The organism is Aquabacterium sp. OR-4 (assembly GCF_025290835.2).
Classification (GTDB): domain Bacteria; phylum Pseudomonadota; class Gammaproteobacteria; order Burkholderiales; family Burkholderiaceae_C; genus Pseudaquabacterium.
Window position 1 is genome coordinate 894,232 of record NZ_JAOCQD020000002.1, and the last position, 20,961, is coordinate 915,192.

Here is a 20,961-nt window from a genome sequence, read left to right on the forward strand (position 1 = left end):
CCCGCCGATGAACACCCGCCTGCTGCTGGGTGGGCTGGCGCTGGCGAGCTACGGCCTGCTGTCGTACGCCCTGATGCTGCACGCCGCCGATGCGCCGTGGACGGTGGCCGCCCTGTTCGGGCCGCTGCTGCTGCCGCCGCTGGCCGTGGCCTGGCGCCAGCGCCGCCTGCTGCTGGCCCTGCTGGGCCTGGCCGCCGCGGCCGGCCTGGTGCTGATCGTTGCGGCCGGCGGCCTGGGCGATGTGCGCCGGCTCTATCTGCTGCAGCATGTGGCCATCCACCTGGTGCTGGGCGCCGGCTTTGCGCTGACCCTGATGCCCGGGCGCACGCCGCTGATCACCGCCATGGCCGGCCGCCTGCATGCCATGACACCGGCCAAGAGCCGCTACACCCGCGGCCTCACCTGGCTGTGGCTGGGCTACTTTGCCGGCATGGCGGTGCTGTCGCTGGCGGTGTTTGCGCTGGGCTCCTGGGCCGCCTGGTCGCTGCTGGCCAATGTGCTGACGCCGGTGTGCATTGCCACCGTCTTCGGTCTTGAGTACCTGCTGCGCTACCGCCTGCACCCCGAGTTCGAGCGCGTGCGCCTGGCCGATGTGGTGCGCGCCTGGCGCAGCACCGACGCGACGCGATGAGCGCGGCCACGCTCGCGCTGCTGGCCGCCGGCCATGGCACCGCCCCGCTGGCCTGGCACCACGGCCGGCCGATCGGCGTGGCGCAGTTCCTGGCCGATGTGGCGGCCACGGCCGCTGCCCTGCCGGCCGAGGGCCCGGCCGTCAACCTGTGCCTGAACCGCTATGCCTTCGCGGTGGCGCTGGGCGCCGCGCTGCAGCGGGGCCAGGTGTCGATGCTGCCGCCCAATGCGCGGGCCGACACGCTGGCCCAGCTGCAGCAGGTGCATGGCGCCCGCCATGCGCTGAGCGACGATGCCGCGCTGCAGCCGCCACCGGGCCTGCCCACCGCGGCGGTGGTGACGGCGGCCACCGATGCCAGCACCGATGGCGCCACTGATGGCACCACTGACGGCACCACCGCCGGCATCACTGCAACGGCCGCGGATGCTGCCACCGCTGCCGCCGCCGCCAGCCTGCCGGCCGGCGTGCCCGCCGACGCGGCGCTGACCTGCCTGCTGACCTCGGGCTCCACCGGCGCGCCGCAGCCGCATGCCAAGTCGTGGCGGCAGTGGACGGTGAACGTGGCGGCCGCCGCGCAGCGCCTGGCCGAGCTGCTGGGCCGGCCCTCGCTGCAGGGGCTCACGCTGGTGTCCACCGTGCCGCCGCAGCACAGCTACGGCTTCGAATCCAGCGTGCTGCTGGCCTTGCTGGGCGGCGCCAGCTTCGAGACCGGCCGGCCGTTCTACCCGGCCGACATCGCCGCGGCGCTGGCCGCCGTGCCGGCACCGCGCGCGCTGGTGACCACGCCCTTCCACCTGAAGGCGCTGCTGGCCGCCGGCATCGAGCTGCCCGCCACCGCGCTGGTGCTCAGCGCCACCGCGCCGCTGTCGCCCCAGCTGGCGCGCCTGGCCGAGCAGCGCCTGGGTGGCCAGCTGATCGAGATCTACGGCTGCACCGAAGCCGGCCAGGTGGCCAGCCGGCGCACCGCGCTCACCGATGTCTGGCATGCCTTCGGCACGCTGCGCCTGGCCGCCGTGCCGCAGCCCGAGGCACCGGGTGGCGAGGGCTTCGTGGTCAGCGGCGGGCACCTCGTCGAAACCACGCCGCTGTCGGATGTGCTGCGCCTGATCGACGACCAGCACTTCCAGCTGCTGGGCCGCGCCAACGACCTGGTGCACGTGGCCGGCAAGCGCAGCTCGCTGGGCCACCTGAACCACCACCTCAACAGCATCGCCGGCGTTGACGATGGCGCCTTCTGGCTGCCCGACGAGGTGACCGACGGCGTGGTGCGGCCGATCGCCTTTGTCGTGGCGCCGGGCCTCAGCGGCCCGCAGATCCTGGCCGCGCTGCGCGAGCGGCTCGACCCGGTGTTCGTGCCGCGGCGCGTGGTGCAGGTGGCCGCCCTGCCGCGCGAGGCCACCGGCAAGCTCACCCTGCAGGCGCTGCGCGAGTTTGCGCTGCGCAGCCTGAAGGCAGCGCAGTGAACGCCGCGCCCGCCCTGCCGGCCGATGGCTGGCTGCAGCTGCCGCCGCGCCAGGTGCCGCTCGATCACCCGGCCTTTGCCGGGCATTTTCCGGGGCAGCCCATCCTGCCCGGCGTGGTGCTGCTGGCCGAGGTGCTGCAGGCCTGGCGCGAGGCCGCCGGCCGCGGCGAGCTGCCGCCGCCGCAGCCGCCGCTGCAGCTGCAGGCAGCCAAGTTTCTGGCGCCGGTGCAGCCCGGTGCCGGCCTGGGCGTGCGCCTGCAGGCGGCGGCCACCCAGCTGCGCTTCGAGCTGCTGCGCCTGGATGGCGATGGCGCTGCCACGCTGGCCGCCAGCGGCAGCTTTGCGCTGGCCACCGCGGCAGCGGCGGGCGGCCCGGCGGCCGGAGCCGGCCGATGAGCGGCCCCTCGGCACACCAGGCCCGGCCGCCCACCCAGGCCACCCAGGCCGCCCAGGCCGCCCAGGCCGCCCAGGCCGAAGGCAGCCGCGAGCCATCCAACCCCAACTGGGCCGACGAGCCCGAGCGCAGCAATGCCATGGCGCTGCGCGTGATGGGCTGGATCGCCGTGGTCTGCGGCCGCCGGCTGGCGCGCGTGGTGCTGGCCGGCATCGCGCTGTACTTCGTGGTCTTTGCGGCCCGCCAGCGCCGCGCCAGCCGCCGCTACCTGGCTCGCGCACTGGGCCGCGAGGCCGGCTGGCGCGACGGCTACCGCCATGTCTTCGCCTTTGCCGCCACGGTGCTCGACCGGGTGTACTTCCTGCGCGAGCGCACCGCCTGGCTCGACCTGCGGGTGCGCGGGGCCGAGCATGTCGACGCCTGCCTGGCCAGCGGCCGCGGCGCCTTCCTGATGGGCTCGCACATCGGCAGCTTCGAGGCGCTGCGGGTGACCGGGCGCGACCGGCCCGAGCTCGACATCACGATGCTGATGTACCCCGACAACGCGCGCAAGATCAATGCCGCGCTGCAGGCGCTGGCGCCGGGGGCCAGCCCGCGCATCATCGCGCTGGGCCGCCCCGAGGCCATGCTGGCGGTGCGCGAGCGCCTCGAGGCCGGCGGCCTGGTCGGCGTGCTGGCCGACCGCACCCTGCCGGGCGCCGAGTCGCAGCGCGGCGGCGTGGTCTGGCTGCCCTTCCTGGGCCGGCCGGCGCCGTTTTCAGACGGCCCCTTCCGGCTGGCCGAACTGCTGCGCCAGCGCGTGGTGTTCATGGTCGGCCTGTATGCCGGTGGCCGCACGTACGATGTGCGCTTCGAGCCGCTGGCCGATTTCAGCGAGCGCCTGCGCGACCCGGCGGCCCGCGCCGCGCGGCTGCAGGCGGCCATGCAGGCCTATGTGGCGCAGCTCGAGTCGCTGTGCCGCGAACACCCCGACAACTGGTTCAACTTCCATGATTTCTGGCATGAAGACGCGGCCTGAGCCGGCCCGCAGGCGCCAGGCCTGGCCGCGCACCCTGGGGCTGCTGCTGGGCGCCGGGCTGTGGCTGGCCGCGGCCGCACCGGCCCGCGCGCTCGAGCTCGACGAGCTGATGAACCTGCTGTCGCAAACCCGCGGCGGCCAGGCCCGCTTCACCGAAGAGCGCCAGGTCAAGGGCCTGGACGCACCGCTCACCAGCAGCGGCCTGCTGAGCTTTGCCGCGCCCGACCGCTTCACGCGGCAAACCCTGCAGCCGCGGCCCGAGACCCTGGCCGTGCAGGGCAAGATCATCACCATCAGCCGCAGCGGCCGCACGCGCAGCCTGGTGCTCGACGCCATTCCCGAGATGGAGGCCATCGTCGAGGCGGTGCGCGGCACGCTCACCGGCAATGGCGCCACGCTGCGCCAGCACTTCCGCACCACGGTCAGCGGCCAGCCCGAGCTGTGGACGCTGGAGCTGGTGCCGCTGGAGCCGCGCCTGCAGGTGATGCTGTCGCAGGTGCGCATCAGCGGCCGGCGCGCCGAACTGCGCAGCGTGGAGATGCGCATGGCCGACGGTGACCGCTCGGTGATGCAGGTCGAGCCGCTGGCCGGCGCCAAGGCGCCGTGAGCGCGCCCGCGGCCAGCCCCCACCCGCCCCCCGGCGGCGCGGCGCTGCGCCCGCGCCAGCGCGCGCTGCTGCTGGCCGCCTGGCTGCTGGCCATGCTGCTGGGCGCCTGGGTGGCGGCACGCAGCCACTACAGCGCCGACCTGTCGGCCTTTCTGCCCGACCGGCCCGATGCGCGGCAGCGCCTGCTGATCGAGCAGCTGCAAAGCGGCATTGCCGCGCGCAGCCTGATCCTGGGCATCGAGGGCGGCGACGCCGGCAGCCGGGCCGAGGCCTCGCGCCGCCTGGCCGCCACGCTGCGCGGCAGCGGCGATTTCGAGCAGGTCAACAACGGCGAGCGCCACGGCTGGGAGGGCGAAAACGGCGCCGGCGCCTGGCTGGTGCAGCACCGCTACCACCTCAGTCCGGCGGTCGGCCCGGGCCTGTTCGAGGTGGCTGGCCTGCGCGACGCGATCGACGAATCGCTGTCGCTGCTGGGCACGCCGGCCGGCGGCCTGGTCAAGCCGCTGCTCCACCGCGACCCCACCGGCGAGACCCGGCGCCTGGCCGAGGCCCTGGTGCCGGCCGAAGGCCCGCGCAGCGAAGACGGCGTGTGGGTCTCGCGCCAGGCCCCGCGCGCCGTGCTGCTGCTGCAGACCGCCGCATCGGGCGCCGATCTCGATGCCCAGGCGGCCATGCTGCAGCGCGTGCAGCAAGCCTTCGACCAGGCCTTGCAGCGCGCCCCGGCCCTGCCGCCCCAGGCCGGCCTGACGCTCAAGATGAGCGGCCCGCCGGTATTTGCGGTGCAAAGCCGCGCCCGCATCGAGACCGAGGTGCACCAGTTCGCCGTGGCCGGCACCGTGCTGATGGGCGCCCTGCTGCTGCTGGCCTTCGGCTCGCTGCCGGCGCTGGCGGTGGCCTTTCTGCCGGTGCTCACCGGTGTGCTGGGCGGCGTGGCGGCGGTCAGCCTGGGCTTCGGCACGGTGCATGGCATGACCCTGGGCTTTGGCAGCACGCTGATCGGCGAGGCCGTCGACTACGCCATCTACTACCTGATCCAGGCCCGCGGCCCGGCCGGCACCGCGCCCGGCACCGGTTTCCGGCTGTGGCAGCGGGCGTCCTGGCCCACCGTGCGGCTGGGCCTGCTGACCTCGGTGTGCGGCTTTGCCGCGCTGCTGTTCTCGGGCTTTCCGGGCCTGGCCCAGCTGGGCGTGTTCTCGGTGGCCGGGCTGCTGGCCGCGGCGCTGACCGCACGCTGGGTGCTGCCGGCGCTGATGCCCGATGGCGCCGCCGGCAGCGGTCTGCGCGGCCCGCTGGGCCGGGGCGCGGTGCGCGTGGTGGCCCGCCTGCCGGCGCTGCGCCTGCCGCTGGCGGCGCTGGCTGCGGCGGCACTGGCCCTGCTGCTGTGGCAGCGCGGCACGCTGTGGGCCGGCGATCTGGCCTCGCTGAGCCCGGTGCCGCGCGCTGCGATGGCGCTCGATGCCCAGCTGCGCGCCGACCTCTCGGCCGACGACGAACGCACCCTGGTGGCCGTGCCCGGTGCCGACCTGCAGGCCACGCTGCGCGCCGCCGAGACCGTGGGCGCACGCCTGGACGCCTGGGTGGCCGACGGCCGCCTGGCCAGCTACGACAGCCCGGCGCGCCTGCTGCCCAGCCTGGCGGCGCAGCAGGCCCGGCTGGCCAGCCTGCCGCCACCCGAGCTGCTGCGCGCCCGCCTGGCCGAGGCGCAGGCCGGCAGCCCGCTGCCGGCGGCCCGGCTCGAGCCCTTCGTGGCCGAGGTCGACGCGGCCCGCCGCCTGCCGGCGGTGGAGCGCCAGGCGCTGGCCGGCAGCCCGCTGAAGGCCGGCCTCGACGCCATGCTGATGCAGCGCGATGCGGCGCATGGCGGCGGCTGGCTGGCCCTGCTGTCGCTGCACCCGGGCGCCACGCCGGCCGATGCCGCCAGCCTGCACCGCGTGCTCGACGGCGTGCCCGGGGCCCAGGTGCTCGACCTCAAGCTCGAGCTTGACCGCCTGTACGCACGCTACCTGCGCGAGGCCATGTGGCAATCGGCGCTGGGCGCTGCCGCGGTGGTGGTGCTGCTGGCGCTGGCCCTGCGCTCGGCCCCGCGCCTGCTGCGGGTGTGCGTGCCGCTGGCGCTGACCCTGCTGATCACGCTGGGCGGCCTCGCACTGGCCGGCACCACGCTGGGCATCCTGCACCTGGTGGGGCTGCTGCTGGTGGTGGCGGTGGGCTCGAACTACGCGCTGTTCTTCGACCAGTTCGCGCGCCTGCCGGCCGCTGCCCCGCCGGCCGACACGCTGGCCTCGCTGCTGCTGGCCAACCTCACCACGGTGGGCTCGTTCGCGCTGATCGCGCAGTCGCAGATCCCGGCGCTGGCGGCCATCGGCGAGGTGGTGGCGCCGGGCACGCTGCTGGCGCTGCTGCTGTCGGCGGCCTTCATCACGCCGGCCCCTGCGGCGCGGCCCCAAGGCGGCTGATGGCGATGGCCGGCCCCAACCCCAGCCCCGCGCCGCACGCCACGCCGCCCGGCGGGCCTGCCAGCAGCCCGGCCCCGTTCGCCGGCGCCGCCTGGAGCCCGCTGTTGCACGCCAGTGCCGGCCTGCATGCGCTCAGCGCCGGTGCCGCGCTGCTGCTGCCCGGCAGCTGGCCGTGGGCGCTGGGTGCGGTGGCGGCCAACCATGCCCTGCTCACCGCGGCCGGGCTGTGGCCGCGCTCCACCCTGCTGGGCGCCAACCTGCAGCGCCTGCCGGCCGCCGCGGCGGCGCGTGGCGAGGTGGCGCTGACCCTGGACGACGGCCCCGACCCCGAGCTCACGCCGCGTGCGCTGGACCTGCTCGACGCCGCCGGCATGCGCGCCACCTTCTTTGTCATCGCGCGCCAGGCGCTGGCCCATCCGCAGCTGGTGCGCGAGATCGTGGCGCGTGGCCACAGCGTGCAGAACCACAGCTTCGCGCACCGCCACAACTTCTCGCTGCTGGGCCCGCGCGCGCTGGCCCGCGAGGTGGACCAGGCCCAGCAAGCCCTGGCCACCTTGACCGGCACGCTGCCGCGCTTCTTCCGCGCGCCGGCGGGCCTGCGCAACCCCTTCCTGCAGCCGGTGCTGGCCCGCCAGGGCCTGCTGCTGACCAGCTGGACACGGCGCGGCTTCGACACCCGCGAGCGCCAACCCGCCCGCGTGCTGGCGCGGCTGCAGCGCGGCCTGGCCGCCGGCGACCTGCTGCTGCTGCACGACCGCCACGCCGCGCCTGCCGCCGACGGCCGCCCGGTGCTGCTGCATGTGCTGCCGGCCCTGCTGGCCAGCCTGCAGCGCGCCGGCCTGCGCAGCGTGAGCCTGCCGCAGGCACTGGCCCCGGCCGGCGCGGCCGCCGCGGCGCCTGCCCCCTGCCCCTTCGAACGCGATGCCTGAACCGATGTCCGTGTCTGCCTCACCCGCCACCGCCACCGCCACCTCGGCGCCGCCGCCGCGCACGGCGGCCACCGAGGCCGCGTGGTCGGCACTGCATGCGGCCACCACCGCGCCCTACCAGCGCCATGGCCGCTTTGCCTGGCACTTTGCGCGCGGCAAGCTGGGGCGCGATCCGGTGTTTCGCGGCCTGCTCGAGCACGGCCTGCTGCCGCCCGATGCGCACCTGGTCGACATCGGCAGCGGCCAGTCGCTGCTGGCCAGCCTGCAGCACCAGATCGACCAGCTGGTGGCCCGCCAGGGCTGGCCCGCCGAATGGCCGCCGGCCCCGGTGCGCGGCCGCTACACCGGCATCGAGCTGATGCCGCGCGATGTTGAGCGCGCCCGCGCCGCGCTGGCCGATCTGCCCTCGGCGCCGCAGCTGGTGTGCGCCGACATGTGCCAGCAGGCCCTGCCGCCCTGCCAGGTGGTGGTGATCCTGGACGTGCTGCACTACGTCGACCATGCCGCCCAGGCCGCCCTGCTGGCGCGTGTGCACGCGGCGCTGACGCCGGGTGGCCGCCTGCTGCTGCGTGTGGGCGACGCGGCGGCGCGCCGCGGCTTTGCCATCAGCCAGTGGGTTGACCGCCTGGTGACCCTGGTGCGTGGCCACCGCGTGCCGCCCACCTTTGGCCGCAACCTGGCCGAGTGGCAGGCCCTGCTGCACGGCCTGGGCTTTGCGGTGCGCGCGCTGCCGATGAGCCAGGGCACGCCGTTTGCCAATGTGCTGCTGGTGGCCGACAAGGTGGCCAACAAGGCGGCCAGCAAGGCGGCCAACAGCGCGGCCGGCGGAGCCGCCGCGTGACGGCCACCCCGGCGCAGCTGGACCACGCCGGCATCGCGGCGCGCATTCCGCATGCCGGGCGCATGTGCCTGCTCGACAGCCTGGCGCAGTGGTCGGCCACCGAGCTGCTGTGCCACAGCGCCAGCCACCAGGCCACCGACCATCCGCTGGGCGGGCCCGACGGCCTGCCGGCCACGGCCGCGGTCGAGTACGCGGCCCAGGCCATGGCCCTGCACGGCGGCCTGCAGGCGGCGCCGGGCACGCCACCCTCGGCCGGCTACATCGCCAGCGTGCGCGGCCTGGTGCTGCAGGTGCTGGACCTGCAGCCCTGCCCGGCGCCGCTGCGCATCTGGGTGCAGCGCCTGGCCGGCGACGAGCGCCAGGTGATGTACCGCTTCACGCTGCACGATGGCCAGCACGCGCTGCTGGCCGAGGGCCGCGCCACGGTGGTGCTGAACACGCCGCTGGCCATGCCGCCGTCGCCGCCGATGCCGACACCGTCGACACCCTCGTCACCCCCGACATCCCCGACACCCCCGGCGCCAGGCGCCTGAGTTGCGCACCGGAGAACCCTGCCATGTCCGACAACGCCCTGCCCCCGGCCGCCGGCGCCGCCCAGCCCGCGGCGGTGGCCGCATCCGCAGCCCCCGCTCCCGCCGCCCCGCTGGCCGGCAAGCGCGCCCTGGTCACCGGCGCCAGCGGCGCGCTGGGCGAAGCCATTGCCCGCCGCCTGGCGGCCGACGGCGCCCACGTGCTGCTGCATGCCAACGCCCGCGCCGAGCGCGTGGCCGCACTGGCCGACAGCCTGCGCCAGGCCGGCGGCCAGGCCGAGAGCCTGGTGTTCGACCTCACCGATGCGGCCGCCACCGCCGCCGCAGCGGCGCAAATGCTGGCCGGCGGTGCAGTGCAGATCATCGTCAACAACGCCGGCGTGCACGACGACGCGGTGTTTCCCGGCATGCGCGCGGCGCAATGGCACCAGGTGATCGACGTGTCGCTGCACGGCTTCTTCCACATCACCCAGCCGCTGCTGCTGCCCATGCTGCGCACCCGCTGGGGGCGCATTGTCAACATCTCGTCGGTGGCGGCGCTGATGGGCAACCGCGGCCAGGTCAATTACGCGGCGGCCAAGGGCGCGCTCAACTCGGCCACGCGCGCGCTGTCGCTCGAGGTGGCCAGCCGCGGGGTCACGGTCAATGCCGTGGCGCCGGGCATCATCGCCTCGCCGATGGCCGATGGCGCCTTCGATGCCGAGCGCATCAAGCAGATGGTGCCGGTGCAGCGCGCCGGCCGCCCCGACGAGGTGGCCGACCTGGTGGGCTTTCTGGCCGGCCCGCAGGCGGCATACATCAGCGGCCAGGTCATCGCCATCAACGGCGGCATGTGCTGAGCCGGCTGCGCCGTGGCGGCGGCGCAGCGACATGTATCCAGAAATGAACGGCCACTACACTCGAAGCGGCCGCGGACGGCCCGTGGGCAGACCGCCTGCCCGCCAATGCACCGGCCCGGCCAGGCCCCGCACCATCGCCCTCAGGGAGGTTCCAGCACCATGACATCGATCGCACTCACCCGTCTTTGCGCCCCCAGGCTGGCGGCCACGCTGGCCGCGGCCGCGCTGATCAGCGGCTGCGGCAGCCTGCCGCAGATCGGTGGCGGCAAATCCGACAGCGGCAGCTCGGGCGCCAGCGCCACCGCGCCCGCCGCGGCACCCAGCGCCAAGCCCGGCGCCAGGCCCGGCATGAACGAGCGCGGCGAGGTCGTCGACTCGAGCAAGGTCGAGTCGGGCAGCGGCCAGAAGGTCAAGGGCATCGGCGACTGGGAGGGCGAGATCACCGGCAAGCCGGCGCCCAACAGCCGCTTCACGCAGCTGAAGATCGGCATGTCGATGCGCCAGGTGACCGACCTGGTCGGCAAGCCCACCGACGAAGGCGCCTACATGACCGGCAAGGCCTGGATCCCGTTCTACTTCGGCAGCGACCGCCACCGCTTCGAGATGGTGTTCAAGGGCCAGGGCCGGCTGATCTTTGCCGGCGGCTCGCTGGGCGACTACACCGGCGGCAACCTGATCTGGGTGATCCACAACGCCACCGAGGGCGGCTACCGCTGATGCCCGACGCCGCCGCAACGGCCCCGGTTCCGTGCCTGGCGGCGGCGCCGCTGCCGCACTGGACGGGCGCCGTGTGGCGGCGCATGCGGCACCTGTTCTGGCTCAAGGCCATTGGCACCACGGCCTGGACCTGGCTGTTCTTCATCGGCTACTTCCACCTGCTGCGCCACCCGGCACAGGCGGTGGTGACCATGCCGCTGACGGCGCTGGATCACTGGCTGCCGTTCCAGCCGGGCTGGCTGGGCGCCTACCTGTCGCTGTGGGTCTATGTGGGCATCGCGCCGGGGCTGCAGGCCTCGCTGCGCGGCCTGCTGGCCTATGGCGTGTGGGCCGGCGCGCTGTGCGCCAGCGGCCTGCTGGCGTTCTGGCTGTGGCCCAACGCCGTGCCACCCAACGCCGCCGCGGCCACCAGCAGCGCCGCGGGCATGAGCCTGATCCGCGGCATCGACGCCGCCGGCAACGCCTGCCCGTCGATGCACGTGGCGATCGCCATGTTCACGGTGTGCTGGATCGAGCGCCTGCTGCGCGACGTGGCCGCCCCGGCCTGGCTGCGCGGGCTCAACCTGGCCTGGTTTGCGGCCATCGTGTACTCCACGCTGGCCGTCAAGCAGCATGTGCTGCTCGACGTGCTGGCCGGCGGCCTGCTGGGCGCGGTTTTTGCTGCAGCTTCCTTGCACTGGCGGCCCCGGCGCTGAACGGCCACGCACCGGGCCGACTGGCTATCATTGCTGTTGACATGGACACCGGCCGCAGGAACGACCGGTGCGACGACTCCGAGGGACGATGTAGATGAGCTCGCTGCCGGCCTTGCAGGCCTTGATCGAAAAGAAATACGGACTCGGCCCGGCCGACATCGACCCGAACATCTCGATGCGCGAGAAGGGGCTGGATTCCCTGGCTCTGGTCGAGTTTCTGTTCGAGATCGAAGACCACTTCGGCATCTCGATGCCCGACCCCGACCCGCAGGCCGGCCTGCAGCTCGAAACCCTGGCCCAGCTGTCCGAGGTGGTTGACCGCCTGCTCGCCGACAAGGCCGCCGGCGCGGCGGCCAGCCCGCCAAGCCAGGCCGCTGCGGCTGGCAGCAAGATCGACAGCGACAGCAGCGTGGCCCCGGCCCCGTGAGCGCCGTTGCCGTCACCGGCCTGGGCCTGATGGTGCCGCACGGGCACCACAACGCTGCGGTGTTCGATGCGCTGATGCAGGGCCGCAGCGCCTTGCAGCCGGTGTTTGCCGAACTGGTCCGCCCGGCCGCGGCGGCGCTGGTCGACTTTGATCCGCAGCGCTGGTTCAACAAGCTGCAGCTGGCCGGTGTCGACCGGGTCAGCCAGCTGGCGGTGGCCGCGGCCGACCTGGCCATGGCCGATGCCGGCGCCGCCGGCCAGGTGGCGCCCGAGCGCCTGGGCGTTTATGCCGGCTGCGGCATGGGCGGCGCCGCAGCGCTGGAAGCGGCCTACCGCGCCGGCGGCAACCGGGTGCCGCCGCTCACCATCCCGGCCTTCATGCCCAATGCGCCGGCGGCCCATGTGGCCATGCGCCAGCAGGCCCAGGGCGCGGTGCTGACCTACTCGGTGGCCTGCGCCTCGTCGGCCGTGGCCATTGCCGAGGCGGCCCGCGCGGTGCGCGATGGCGAGCTGGACATGGCCATTGCCGGCGGCAGCGAATCGCTGATCGTGCCCGGCGTGGTGATGGCCTGGCAGGCCATGCAGACCCTGGCCCCCGCGGCGCCCGAGCAGGCAACCCAGGCGGTGCGCCCGTTTGCGCTGGACCGCGGCGGCTTTGCACTGGGCGAAGGCGCGGCCTTTCTGGTGATCGAGTCGGCCGAGCATGCGCGCCGGCGGGGTGCCCGCGTGCACGCCCTGCTGGCCGGCTGGGGCACCAGCTGCGATGCCAGCCACCTGACCAAGCCCGACGCCCACGGCCAGGCCCGTGCCCTGCGCCAGGCGCTGCAGCGCGCCGGCCTGCAGCCGGCCGATGTGGGCTACTGCAATGCCCACGGCACCGCCACGCGCATCGGTGATGTGGTCGAGCGCGCCGCGCTGGCCGAGGTGTGGGGGCCAGCGCTGGACGATCTGCGCGTCAGCTCGACCAAGGCGCTGCACGGCCACCTGCTGGGTGCGGCCGGCGCACTGGAAGCGGCCATCACGGTGATGGCGCTGCAGCAGCAGCGCCTGCCACCCAACGCCCATTGCCGCGAGATCGACCCCGAGTGCGCGTTGTCGCTGGTGCCGGCCGGCGGCCTGGCCACCGCGGGCCTGAACGCCGCGATCAGCAGCTCGTTCGCCTTTGGCGGCACGAACTCGGTGCTGCTGTTCACCCGGCACTGAGCCGCCCGGCGCGCCCGGCCTTCAGGGCTGGAACGGCGCCCGGCGCAGCAGACGCCGCAGCAGCAGGCCGGGCAGGCGCAGCGCAAACTCGACCATCAGCCGGGTGTGCATCCAGGTCAGCAGCACGTTGTCGCGGCCATAGCGAAAGTGCGACACACCGCCGTCCTCGGGCCGCGGGTACTTCACCGGTGCATCCAGGTTCAGCGGCTTGATGCCGCGCCACACCAGGCGCACCACGGCCTCGGTGTCGAAGTCGAAGCGGCGCATCCAGGGCTGGCGGCGCATCACCGCCTCCAGCGCCGCCGCCGGGTAGACGCGAAAGCCGAACAGCGAGTCGCCCACGCCGGCGCCCAGGGTCTCGAGTGCGGTCCAGCCGTTGGACACCTTGCGCCCGCGCACCCGCAGCAGCGGCGCACTGGCATCGAACACCGGCCGCCCCAGCACCATGGCCTCGGGCCGGCCGACCGACAAGGCCATGAACGGCGGAATCAGCGCGGCCGGGTGCTGGCCGTCGGCGTCCATGGTCAGCACATGGCTGAAGCCGGCTGCCAGCGCCTGGCGCACGCCATGCAGCACCGCCGCGCCCTTGCCCTGGTTGTGCGGCAGCACCCACACGCGCAGCTGCGCGTCCTGGGCGGCCAGGGCCAGCAGCGCCTGCTCGGAGCCATCGGTGCTGCCATCGATCACCACCCACACCGGGGCCCAGCGCTGGCGCGCGGCGCGCACCGTGTCAAGCAGCAGCCGGCCGGTGTTGTAGCTGGGAATCAGCACCAGGTGGCTGGTGCTGGGCACAGGTTCGGGCACCAGGGCCGACATGGCAGGCGGCACGGCAACGGACACGGGAGAAGTCATCGGCGAGGCAGGAGGGGCGTGTCAGGCCCGTCAGAAAGTCGGGGGCGCGGGTTCGCCCCCCGGGGGCGGCATCTGCACGCCGTTGCGGAAATAGGCCTCCAGCTCGCGCAGCTGGGCGGCGGCGTCGGCCTGGGGCATGAAGCGCCGGCCCAGCCGCACGCGAAACACGATCGGCAGCGGTGGCAGCCGCCACAGCGGCCAGCCCTTGCCGAGGTAGGGGCTGGCGGTGTCGATGAACACCGTCTGGATCGGCGCGCCCGACAGCTTGGCGATCAGGGTCACGCCGGGGCGAAAGGCGTTGAGCGGGGCCTCGGTGGTGCGGGTGCCTTCCGGAAACATCACCAGCTGGCCACCGCGCTGCAGGTCGGCCACGGCCAGGCGGATCATCGTCAAGGGCGCGGCATTGCTCACATAGCGGGCCAGGCGTGCGCCCGAGCCCAGGAACACGTTGTCCAGCAGGCTGGCCTTCATGATGCAGGCACTGCGCGGCAGCCGCGCCACCAGCATCAGCGCGTCCAGCATGCTGGGATGGTTGGCCACGATCACCAGCCGCGGCTCGTCGCGCAGCGCATCCAGCACCTCGGCCTCGAGCCGCAGCATGCCGCAGGCGCGCGCCACGGCCCAGAACAGCCGGTAGCCATGGGCGATGCCGGCGCGGCCGATGCGCTGGCCCCAGGCCGGCGGCAACCACAGCAGCGGCAACGCCAGCAGGTTCCAGAACAACGAGATCGCACCCAGCAGCAGCAGCAGCAGGTACAGCAGCAGCAGGGCCGGCAGGCGCAGCAGCAGCCCCGGCTGCCGTTGCGGCGGCATCGGCGGGCTCGCAGCCGGTCGGCCGGGCACCGACACGTCCACCGGCGGTGGCAGGCGGGTCACGCGGCGGCCCTCCGGCGAAGGCGCGGCACGCCGGGCGCGGGGCAGCGGCCGGGCCGTGTCATGGTGCGGCCTCCACCTGGCTGGCCGACTGCGCGAAGACCCAGGACACGGCCACACCGCCCGACCACTGCTGGCGCTGGCGCAGCAGCGGGCTGGCGCCAAAGCTGGCGCCGTCCAGGCTGTCGAACTTGATGAAGGCGCCCATCCAGCGCCGGCCATCGCGCCGCGACAGTGCGCTCAAGGCCGTCCAGCCGGCCGCGCCACCGGCGGCCTGGTAGGCCGGGCGGCCGGCACGGGCGTACTCGGGCGGCACGCCGTAGAAGTGCTCGGCCAGGCCACGCCCCTGCCACACCGGGCCGCCCTGCAGGCCCAGGTTCCAGCCGCTGGCCAGCCGGCGGTCGAGGTTGAGGTGCGGCGCCGCCAGCCAGCCCAGCCAGCGCGGCTCGCGCGACACGGTCAGCGCCGCGCGCAGCGGCAGGCGCAGATCGAGCTTCCAGCCCGGGCCCTGCTGCAGCGTCCAGTTCAGATTGGGGCCGATCTCCACCGTCGGCGCCAGATCGGGCATGCCCTCGCGGGCGCGGTTCTCGCGGCTGCGGGTGGGCGCGCTGGCGCCCACGCTGAGGTCCAGGCGCAGCGCCTCGCGGGCCAGCAGCTCGGCGCGGGCGCCTTCGCGATCGGCCTTGAACAGCTGGCCGCGGTAGACCACATACGGCGCCGGCAGCAGCCAGGTGTGCTGCTGGTCGGAGCCGCGGTAATGCGGCAGCTGCAGCACCGCGGCGCCCATGCCCAGCTCCCACAGCGGCTGGCGGCCCTCGGCCCACGCCGGTGCGGCCAGCCCCGGGCCGGCGCCGCAAGCCACGCAGGCTGCGGCCCGCACCACAAGACGCACAGACCGGGTCATCGGGTCTCGAGCAGGGTCTCGCCCTTCAGCGGGCCGACGTCGCGGCTGCGCTGGCGCCGGCGCCACCCGACACGCAGGGTGCGCGGCAGCCGGGCCAGCGACATCAGGCCGTAGATGAGCTTGAGCTTGCGCAGCGCGCCCCAGATCGGCGTGCTGCCGAAGATGTCGCCGGCCAGCAGGCTGAGCAGGGCCTCCTTGACCCGCATCGGGTTCTGCGGGTACATGAACAGGTGGCGCATCACCGGGTTGGTGATGCGCAGGATGAACCACGAGAACTCGCGCGGCCCGTGGCGCATCATGCGTTCGTAGCGGGCGCGCTCGGCCGCGGCCTGGGCCGGCCGGTCGAGCTCGGTGGCCACCAGGTCGGCGCCCTCGAAGGCCGCGTACATGGCCAGGTAGACACCCGACGAGAACACCGGGTCGATGAAGGCGAAGGCATCGCCCAGCATCAGAAAGCGGTCGCCGGTGCAATGCGTGGCGCTGTAGCTGTAGTTGCCGGTGGCATGCACCCGGTCGTCGATCAGCGTGGCACCCTGCAGCCGCTGCTGCAGCAGCGGGCACAGGGCGATGGTGTCGTCAAAGAACTCGCGCAGCGGCTTGTCGCGGCGCTTCAGGTAGCCCGGCCAGCACACCGCGCCAATGCTGGTGCTGCCATCGGCGAGCGGAATGAACCAGAACCAGCCGTGCTCGAACCAGAAGATGCTGATATTGCCCTCGCGCTGGCCTTGCAGGCGCTGCGCACCGCTGAAGTGGCCGAACAGCGCGGCACTGTTGTGGCGCGGGTTCTTGCGCTTGATGTCGAACTGGTTGGCCAGAAAGGTGTCGCGCCCCGAGGCATCGACCACGTAGCGCGCATGCAGCTCGCGCGCGCTGCCGTCGTCGCAGCGGGCGCGCAGCACCACGCCCGCGGGGCAGGCCGGATCGTCAAAGCGGATCTCGTGCACACGGCAACCCTCGATGGCCGTGGCGCCCTGCGCCTGGGCATGCCGGAACAGCAGCTCGTCGAGCTGGTCGCGGCGCACCTGCCAGGCGTAGGGCATCGACTTGTCCCAGGCGTCGGCAAAGTCCACATAGCTGCGGTGCGCGTGGTCGGGCGAGCAGAACTCGACCCCGTACTTGGGCATGCCGATCGCCTCGACCTGCTCGCGCAGGCCCAGCCGGTCGAACAGCGCCACATTGGCCGGCAGCAGCGACTCGCCGATGTGAAAGCGCGGATGATGGGCTTTTTCCAGCAGCACCACCCGGCGCCCCTGCTGCGCCAGCAGGCTGGCAATGGTGGCGCCACCCGGGCCACCGCCAACAACGGCCACATCACAGACCAGCGGTACGGCAGGGCAGGCTTGTTCGGCGTCGGACATCGGCAACTCGGTGGGGCACGGGGATGGGTTGGCACAGCGGCGGCAACGCCGATCCACAGGCCGAAACGCCGACGCGGCAATCCGTGCATCTGCCGTCGGGGCATGCCGCAAGACCAGCGTGCGAAGCCCCGGATTTTGGCAGATCACCAACGGTCGATCGGCCACCCACCCCCGCAAGAACGGGCCGGCCATCCGCCCGGGAGCGCATGCAGCGCACCGGCCATGACGGTGCAGCCGGCCCAGGCGCAACCAGGCGCAACAAGCTGCACGCAAGCCAAAGAAAAAGGCCCCGGCGGCAAAACCGTCGGGGCCTGTTCTTGGTGGGCGGTGCAGGGTTCGAACCTGCGACCCCTGCCGTGTGAAGGCAGTGCTCTACCGCTGAGCTAACCGCCCGGGTGTCTGGCGGGTCAATGCAACGCAATCTGGTGGGCGGTGCAGGGTTCGAACCTGCGACCCCTGCCGTGTGAAGGCAGTGCTCTACCGCTGAGCTAACCGCCCCAGGGTGCGTTGGTCTCTGTTGTCAGAGCCCGGGTGAGCCCGCTATTGTGCCACAAGCCCGGGGGCTTGGGTCAGCACTGTGCGCCAAAGCGTCTTGCCACCGCTGGCCTTGTCCAGATCGGCCAGCAAGGCCTCGTGTGCGGCGCGCTCTTCGTCGGTGGGTTCCAGCACGGTCAGCGTGAACTGGCTGAAGTCGACCGCGGCGGCGCTGGCGGCGGCGGATCCGGGGGCGCCCTCGTCGTGCTGGATGACCAGCGAGTCCTGCCCGCGCGTGAGGCGGATGTAGACCTCGGCCAGCAGCCCGGCGTCCAGCAAGGCGCCGTGGAAGGTGCGGTGGGCGTTGTCGACCTCGAGCCGGCGGCACAGCGCATCCAGCGAGTTGGCCTTGCCGGGAAACATCTCGCGCGCCATCAGCAGCGTGTCGGTCACCTTGCCGGCCATCTGCGCGGTCTTGCCGAGCTTGCAGCGTGCGAACTCGGCGTCGAGAAAGCCGACGTCGAAGGCCGCGTTGTGGATGATCAGCTCGGCGCCGCCGATGAAGTCGACCACCTGCTGCGCCACCTCGGCAAACTTGGGCTTGTCGGCCAGAAAGGCATCGGTGAGGCCGTGCACGCGGATGGCGTCTTCATGGCCCTTGCGCTCGGGGTTGATGTAGAGGTGCAGGGTGTTGCCGGTGAGCCGGCGGTTCTCCATCTCGATGCAGCCGATCTCGACCAGGCGATCGCCGTTGTTGGCCTCGAGGCCGGTGGTTTCGGTGTCCAGGAAGATCTGTCGCATGCCTGCATGCTAGCCGCGTGGCGGCCGGCGGTAGTGGTTGTCGAATTCGCTGCGGCCAACCAGCACGAAGCCGTGGCGCAGGTAAAAGCGGTTGGCGTCGCTGTCGCGCAGCGCGCCCAGGTGCAGCGCCTGGCCGGCCTGGTCGGCCTCGGCCAGCAGCGCGCGCAGCACGGCCGAACCCAGGCCCTGCCCCTGGGCGGCGGGCAGCAGGTACAGGTGATCCAGCCGCCAATGGGCGGCAACGCCGTCGGCAGCCGCCACCGGCCTGACAAGCGCCAGGCCCACGCGCTGGCCGGCCAGCACGATGTGCCGCGCGCAGGCGGCGTCAAAACCTTCGCGCAGGCGGGCGCGGGCACGCTCGAGGTCAAAGCGGCCGATGCGCTCGAGGCTGGCGCGCATGGCGGCCACGCGCAGGCCGGCCATGGCCTGCAGATCGCCCGGCTCGGCCGCCTGCCACTGCCAGTCGATACCCGGCGCCGCGGCGGCCGTGGCCGGGTTGCAGGCCGGCATGGCCAGACGCCTCAGCGCGAGGCCGGCAGCGCTGCCGGCGGCGCGCCACGCCGGGTGGCCCAGGCCCACAGCAGGGCACCGCCGGCAATCATCGGCACGCACAGCCACTGGCCCATGCTCATGCCCAGCGCCAGCAGGCCCAGGTGCGCATCGGGCTCGCGGAAGTACTCGGCGATGAAGCGGAACAGCCCGTAGCCCAGCAGGAACAGGCCCGACACCTGGCCCAGCGCGCGGGGCCGGCGGGCATACAGCCACAGCAGCACGAACAGCAGCAGGCCCTCCAGCGCAAACTGGTAGAGCTGCGAGGGGTGGCGCGGCAGATCGCTGCCCGCCTGCGGAAACACCATCGCCCAGGGCAGCGAGGCATCGGCCTGCCGGCCCCACAGTTCGCCATTGATGAAGTTGCCGATGCGTCCGCTGGCCAGGCCGGTGGGCACGGCCGGCGCGATCAGGTCGGTCACCTCGAGCCACGAGCGCCCGCGCAGGCGCGCAAAGCCGACCATGGCCAGGATCACGCCCAGCATGCCGCCGTGAAACGACATGCCGCCCTTCCACACCGCCAGGATCTCCAGCGGATGGGCCAGGTAGTGGTCGAACTTGTAGAACAGCGCATAGCCGATGCGTCCGCCCAGCACCACGCCCAGCACGCCCCAGAACAGCAGGTCTTCCACGTCGCGACGGGTCCAGCCGGCATGGGCGTACCAGGGCTGGCGCGCACGCGACGCGGCCAGCAGCAAAAACAGGCCGAAGGCCACCAGATAGGTCAGGCCGTACCAGTGGATCTGCACCGGGCCGAGTTCCAGGGCAACGGGATTGAACTGCGGATGCACAAGCATCAAGACGTCTTTCTTGGCGCGGCCGGCGGGCGGTGCCGGCCGGTGCGCGGGTGGGTCGGGCGGCGGATTGTCGCCGCACCCTCGGTGACCTGGCCGGCCGCCAGGCGGCCGCGGCGCCCGGGCCGCGGCGCGGGCCGGGCCTCAGCGTCGGCCGCGGTCGTCGCTCGGGCGCTTCAGGCCCAGGTGCTCGGCCTGCGCATCGCGACGGCGGCGCGTGCGCTCTTCTTCACGGCGCATCGCATTGCGCTGGGTGATGCCGGTCTGGTCGGCAATGGCCCACCACAGCGCGGCCCCGCCGAAGGGCGCCAGCACGGCCCACCAGGGCCAGCCCCACACCGGCCCGACGCCGAGCAGCTTCAACGCCAGCAGCAGCACGCCCAACAGCACCAGGTACATCGCGTGACCTCTTCACAACGCAGCGACCGCTGACAGCCCCGCGTCAACCAGCGGGCCCTAGAATTCGTTGGGGAGACTGTAGCGCAGCCCTACCCGCCCCCGATCCATCGAAAGGACACCATGAACAAGATCGCCCTGATCGCCGCCCTGGCCACCGTTGTGGCCGCCCCGGCATTCGCCAGCCAAGACCTGGCCAACAAGAAGAGCTGCATGGCCTGCCATGCCACCGACAAGAAGCTGGTCGGCCCCGCCTTCAAGGACATCGCCGCCAAGTACGCCAGCCAGAAGGATGCCGTGGCCAAGCTGACCGAGAAGGTGCAAAAGGGCAGCGTGGGTTCCTGGGGCCAGGTGCCGATGCCGGCCAACCCGCAGGTCAGCGCCGACGAGGCCAAGCAACTCGTCACCTGGGTGATGTCGATCAAGTGATCGCCCGTGCTGCGCGCGGCCGGGCCTGAGCGCCAGCCGCCGCCAGCGCAGTAAAAAGCCCCGCATCGCGGGGCTTTTTTTCATGGGTGCGCCCGCCTCGCGCGAGGCCCCCTGGCATGCCCGCAGCACACGGGCTGTGTCGTTTTCAGGCCGGCATGCGTCACAACCTGGCGCCGTGTTGGGCGGATCGGCGTCAGCCCGCGCCCCGCTCGGGTTATGGTCGGGGGCATGGCATGCATCGCCCCGCCCTGCGTGATCGACATCGAGGCCTCCGGCTTCGGTCGCGGCAGCTATCCGGTGGAGGTGGGCTATGCCCACGCCGATGGCCGGGCCTGGTGCACGCTGGTGAGCCCGGCGGCCGACTGGCTGCACTGGGACGACAGCGCCGAGCAGGTGCACGGCATCAGCCGCGCCATGCTCGCCAGCCATGGCCGACCGCCGGCCGAGGTGGCCAGACGCCTGAACGAAGACCTCGCCGGGCTCACCGTCTACACCGACGCCTGGGGCCATGACTACGCCTGGCTGGCGCGCCTGTTCGACGCCGCCGGCACCCCGCAGCGCTTTCGGCTCGAGGCGGTGAGCACCTTGCTGGATGCCAGCCGCATGCCCGATCTCGACCGGTTGCGCCAGCAGGCCTTTCCGGCGCTGGGCATCGTGCGCCACCGCGCCAGCAGCGATGCGCGCGCGCTGCAATGGGCGCTGGGCCAGCTGCGCTGAGCCGATGGCCGCCGCGCCGGCGGCACCGATCAGACCGGCACGAAAAAGGGCGCCGAAGCGCCCTGG

General features: G+C 73.3%; 24 protein-coding genes and 2 tRNA genes. 16 read left to right on the forward strand and 10 right to left on the reverse strand.

The window, feature by feature from the left end; translation table 11 throughout:
- Window positions 1-7: 7 nt before the first annotated feature.
- From N4G63_RS16250 to N4G63_RS16315, 14 genes are all read left to right on the forward strand, one after another.
- Entirely contained in the window at window positions 8-631 is a 624-nt protein-coding gene (locus tag N4G63_RS16250; protein ID WP_260786490.1) for a COG4648 family protein, read from the forward strand.
- Entirely contained in the window at window positions 628-2,094 is a 1,467-nt protein-coding gene (locus N4G63_RS16255; protein WP_260786491.1) for an AMP-binding protein, read from the forward strand. Before N4G63_RS16250 ends, N4G63_RS16255 begins: the two co-directional genes overlap by 4 nt.
- Window positions 2,091-2,489 carry an ApeI family dehydratase gene (locus N4G63_RS16260; protein ID WP_260786492.1) on the forward strand — a complete coding sequence of 133 codons (399 nt, stop codon included), beginning with the start codon at window positions 2,091-2,093 and terminating at the stop codon, window positions 2,487-2,489. Before N4G63_RS16255 ends, N4G63_RS16260 begins: the two co-directional genes overlap by 4 nt.
- Window positions 2,486-3,505, forward strand: coding sequence for a lysophospholipid acyltransferase family protein (locus tag N4G63_RS16265; RefSeq protein ID WP_260786493.1), 1,020 nt, complete (start codon window positions 2,486-2,488; stop codon window positions 3,503-3,505). The genes N4G63_RS16260 and N4G63_RS16265 overlap by 4 nt, the downstream gene beginning before the upstream one ends.
- Complete coding sequence (locus N4G63_RS16270) at window positions 3,489-4,112, forward strand: LolA-related protein (protein ID WP_260786494.1); 624 nt, start codon at window positions 3,489-3,491, stop codon at window positions 4,110-4,112. Before N4G63_RS16265 ends, N4G63_RS16270 begins: the two co-directional genes overlap by 17 nt.
- A complete protein-coding gene (locus tag N4G63_RS16275) occupies window positions 4,109-6,568 on the forward strand; it encodes an MMPL family transporter (RefSeq protein WP_314599933.1) in 2,460 nt (819 codons plus the stop codon). The genes N4G63_RS16270 and N4G63_RS16275 overlap by 4 nt, the downstream gene beginning before the upstream one ends.
- A 5-nt stretch (window positions 6,569-6,573) precedes the next feature.
- Window positions 6,574-7,497, forward strand: a complete 924-nt coding sequence (locus N4G63_RS16280) for a polysaccharide deacetylase family protein (RefSeq protein ID WP_314599934.1) — start codon at window positions 6,574-6,576, stop codon at window positions 7,495-7,497.
- A 4-nt stretch (window positions 7,498-7,501) separates the two neighbouring features.
- Entirely contained in the window at window positions 7,502-8,338 is an 837-nt protein-coding gene (locus N4G63_RS16285) for a methyltransferase (RefSeq protein WP_260786497.1), read from the forward strand.
- On the forward strand, window positions 8,335-8,871 hold the full coding sequence (locus N4G63_RS16290) for a hotdog family protein (protein WP_260786498.1): 537 nt from the start codon (window positions 8,335-8,337) through the stop codon (window positions 8,869-8,871). The genes N4G63_RS16285 and N4G63_RS16290 overlap by 4 nt, the downstream gene beginning before the upstream one ends.
- 23 nt (window positions 8,872-8,894) lie before the next feature.
- Entirely contained in the window at window positions 8,895-9,707 is an 813-nt protein-coding gene (gene fabG / locus N4G63_RS16295) for a 3-oxoacyl-ACP reductase FabG (RefSeq protein WP_260786499.1), read from the forward strand.
- Between the two features lie 159 nt (window positions 9,708-9,866).
- On the forward strand, window positions 9,867-10,424 hold the full coding sequence (locus tag N4G63_RS16300; protein ID WP_260786500.1) for a hypothetical protein: 558 nt from the start codon (window positions 9,867-9,869) through the stop codon (window positions 10,422-10,424).
- A complete protein-coding gene (locus N4G63_RS16305) occupies window positions 10,424-11,119 on the forward strand; it encodes a phosphatase PAP2 family protein (protein WP_260786501.1) in 696 nt (231 codons plus the stop codon). The genes N4G63_RS16300 and N4G63_RS16305 overlap by 1 nt, the downstream gene beginning before the upstream one ends.
- Window positions 11,120-11,213: 94 nt before the next feature.
- Window positions 11,214-11,546: an acyl carrier protein gene (locus tag N4G63_RS16310; RefSeq protein WP_260786502.1), complete on the forward strand. Its 333-nt coding sequence runs from the start codon at window positions 11,214-11,216 to the stop codon at window positions 11,544-11,546.
- Window positions 11,543-12,748: a beta-ketoacyl-[acyl-carrier-protein] synthase family protein gene (locus N4G63_RS16315; protein ID WP_260786503.1), complete on the forward strand. Its 1,206-nt coding sequence runs from the start codon at window positions 11,543-11,545 to the stop codon at window positions 12,746-12,748. Before N4G63_RS16310 ends, N4G63_RS16315 begins: the two co-directional genes overlap by 4 nt.
- Window positions 12,749-12,769: 21 nt before the next feature.
- On the opposite strand, the gene N4G63_RS16320 is transcribed toward N4G63_RS16315, so the two are convergent.
- From N4G63_RS16320 to N4G63_RS16365, 10 genes are all read right to left on the reverse strand, one after another.
- A complete protein-coding gene (locus N4G63_RS16320) occupies window positions 12,770-13,564 on the reverse strand; it encodes a glycosyltransferase family 2 protein (RefSeq protein WP_260786729.1) in 795 nt (264 codons plus the stop codon).
- Between the two features lie 66 nt (window positions 13,565-13,630).
- A complete protein-coding gene (locus N4G63_RS16325) occupies window positions 13,631-14,476 on the reverse strand; it encodes a lysophospholipid acyltransferase family protein (protein WP_314599935.1) in 846 nt (281 codons plus the stop codon).
- A gap of 58 nt (window positions 14,477-14,534) precedes the next feature.
- Window positions 14,535-15,377 (reverse strand): MipA/OmpV family protein, encoded by an 843-nt coding sequence (locus N4G63_RS16330; protein WP_260786505.1) that lies wholly within the window; start codon window positions 15,375-15,377, stop codon window positions 14,535-14,537.
- Window positions 15,374-16,735, reverse strand: a complete 1,362-nt coding sequence (locus N4G63_RS16335) for an NAD(P)/FAD-dependent oxidoreductase (protein ID WP_260786506.1) — start codon at window positions 16,733-16,735, stop codon at window positions 15,374-15,376. Before N4G63_RS16335 ends, N4G63_RS16330 begins: the two co-directional genes overlap by 4 nt.
- Before the next feature lie 318 nt (window positions 16,736-17,053).
- Window positions 17,054-17,128, reverse strand: a tRNA-Val gene (locus N4G63_RS16340).
- Between the two features lie 30 nt (window positions 17,129-17,158).
- Window positions 17,159-17,233 (reverse strand) — tRNA-Val (locus N4G63_RS16345).
- 42 nt (window positions 17,234-17,275) lie between these two features.
- Window positions 17,276-18,010 carry a DNA polymerase III subunit epsilon gene (gene dnaQ / locus N4G63_RS16350; RefSeq protein ID WP_260786507.1) on the reverse strand — a complete coding sequence of 245 codons (735 nt, stop codon included), beginning with the start codon at window positions 18,008-18,010 and terminating at the stop codon, window positions 17,276-17,278.
- A 9-nt stretch (window positions 18,011-18,019) separates the two neighbouring features.
- Window positions 18,020-18,520: a GNAT family N-acetyltransferase gene (locus tag N4G63_RS16355; RefSeq protein WP_260786508.1), complete on the reverse strand. Its 501-nt coding sequence runs from the start codon at window positions 18,518-18,520 to the stop codon at window positions 18,020-18,022.
- Window positions 18,521-18,531: 11 nt separating this feature from the next.
- Window positions 18,532-19,356 (reverse strand): prolipoprotein diacylglyceryl transferase, encoded by an 825-nt coding sequence (lgt, locus tag N4G63_RS16360; RefSeq protein WP_260786509.1) that lies wholly within the window; start codon window positions 19,354-19,356, stop codon window positions 18,532-18,534.
- A gap of 141 nt (window positions 19,357-19,497) precedes the next feature.
- The gene (locus tag N4G63_RS16365) at window positions 19,498-19,752 is read right to left on the reverse strand and encodes a TIGR04438 family Trp-rich protein (RefSeq protein WP_260786510.1); all 255 of its coding nucleotides are present in this window, start codon (window positions 19,750-19,752) and stop codon (window positions 19,498-19,500) included.
- A gap of 120 nt (window positions 19,753-19,872) precedes the next feature.
- Between N4G63_RS16365 and N4G63_RS16370 the strand changes: the two genes are divergently transcribed.
- On the forward strand, window positions 19,873-20,178 hold the full coding sequence (locus tag N4G63_RS16370; RefSeq protein WP_260786511.1) for a c-type cytochrome: 306 nt from the start codon (window positions 19,873-19,875) through the stop codon (window positions 20,176-20,178).
- Between the two features lie 228 nt (window positions 20,179-20,406).
- A complete protein-coding gene (locus tag N4G63_RS16375) occupies window positions 20,407-20,895 on the forward strand; it encodes a 3'-5' exonuclease (protein ID WP_260786512.1) in 489 nt (162 codons plus the stop codon).
- Window positions 20,896-20,961 lie beyond the last annotated feature (66 nt).

Coding starts and splice junctions, on each gene's coding strand:
- N4G63_RS16250 (WP_260786490.1), top strand. CDS start 8: ATGAACACCCGCCTGCTGCTGGGTGGGCTGGCGCTGGCGAGCTACGGC.
- N4G63_RS16255 (WP_260786491.1), top strand. CDS start 628: ATGAGCGCGGCCACGCTCGCGCTGCTGGCCGCCGGCCATGGCACCGCC.
- N4G63_RS16265 (WP_260786493.1), top strand. CDS start 2,486: ATGAGCGGCCCCTCGGCACACCAGGCCCGGCCGCCCACCCAGGCCACC.
- N4G63_RS16270 (WP_260786494.1), top strand. CDS start 3,489: ATGAAGACGCGGCCTGAGCCGGCCCGCAGGCGCCAGGCCTGGCCGCGC.
- N4G63_RS16280 (WP_314599934.1), top strand. CDS start 6,574: ATGGCCGGCCCCAACCCCAGCCCCGCGCCGCACGCCACGCCGCCCGGC.
- N4G63_RS16285 (WP_260786497.1), top strand. CDS start 7,502: ATGTCCGTGTCTGCCTCACCCGCCACCGCCACCGCCACCTCGGCGCCG.
- fabG (WP_260786499.1), top strand. CDS start 8,895: ATGTCCGACAACGCCCTGCCCCCGGCCGCCGGCGCCGCCCAGCCCGCG.
- N4G63_RS16300 (WP_260786500.1), top strand. CDS start 9,867: ATGACATCGATCGCACTCACCCGTCTTTGCGCCCCCAGGCTGGCGGCC.
- N4G63_RS16305 (WP_260786501.1), top strand. CDS start 10,424: ATGCCCGACGCCGCCGCAACGGCCCCGGTTCCGTGCCTGGCGGCGGCG.
- N4G63_RS16310 (WP_260786502.1), top strand. CDS start 11,214: ATGAGCTCGCTGCCGGCCTTGCAGGCCTTGATCGAAAAGAAATACGGA.
- N4G63_RS16320 (WP_260786729.1), bottom strand. CDS start 13,564: ATGTCGGCCCTGGTGCCCGAACCTGTGCCCAGCACCAGCCACCTGGTG.
- N4G63_RS16330 (WP_260786505.1), bottom strand. CDS start 15,377: ATGACCCGGTCTGTGCGTCTTGTGGTGCGGGCCGCAGCCTGCGTGGCT.
- N4G63_RS16335 (WP_260786506.1), bottom strand. CDS start 16,735: ATGTCCGACGCCGAACAAGCCTGCCCTGCCGTACCGCTGGTCTGTGAT.
- dnaQ (WP_260786507.1), bottom strand. CDS start 18,010: ATGCGACAGATCTTCCTGGACACCGAAACCACCGGCCTCGAGGCCAAC.
- N4G63_RS16355 (WP_260786508.1), bottom strand. CDS start 18,520: ATGCCGGCCTGCAACCCGGCCACGGCCGCCGCGGCGCCGGGTATCGAC.
- lgt (WP_260786509.1), bottom strand. CDS start 19,356: ATGCTTGTGCATCCGCAGTTCAATCCCGTTGCCCTGGAACTCGGCCCG.
- N4G63_RS16365 (WP_260786510.1), bottom strand. CDS start 19,752: ATGTACCTGGTGCTGTTGGGCGTGCTGCTGCTGGCGTTGAAGCTGCTC.
- N4G63_RS16370 (WP_260786511.1), top strand. CDS start 19,873: ATGAACAAGATCGCCCTGATCGCCGCCCTGGCCACCGTTGTGGCCGCC.
- N4G63_RS16375 (WP_260786512.1), top strand. CDS start 20,407: ATGGCATGCATCGCCCCGCCCTGCGTGATCGACATCGAGGCCTCCGGC.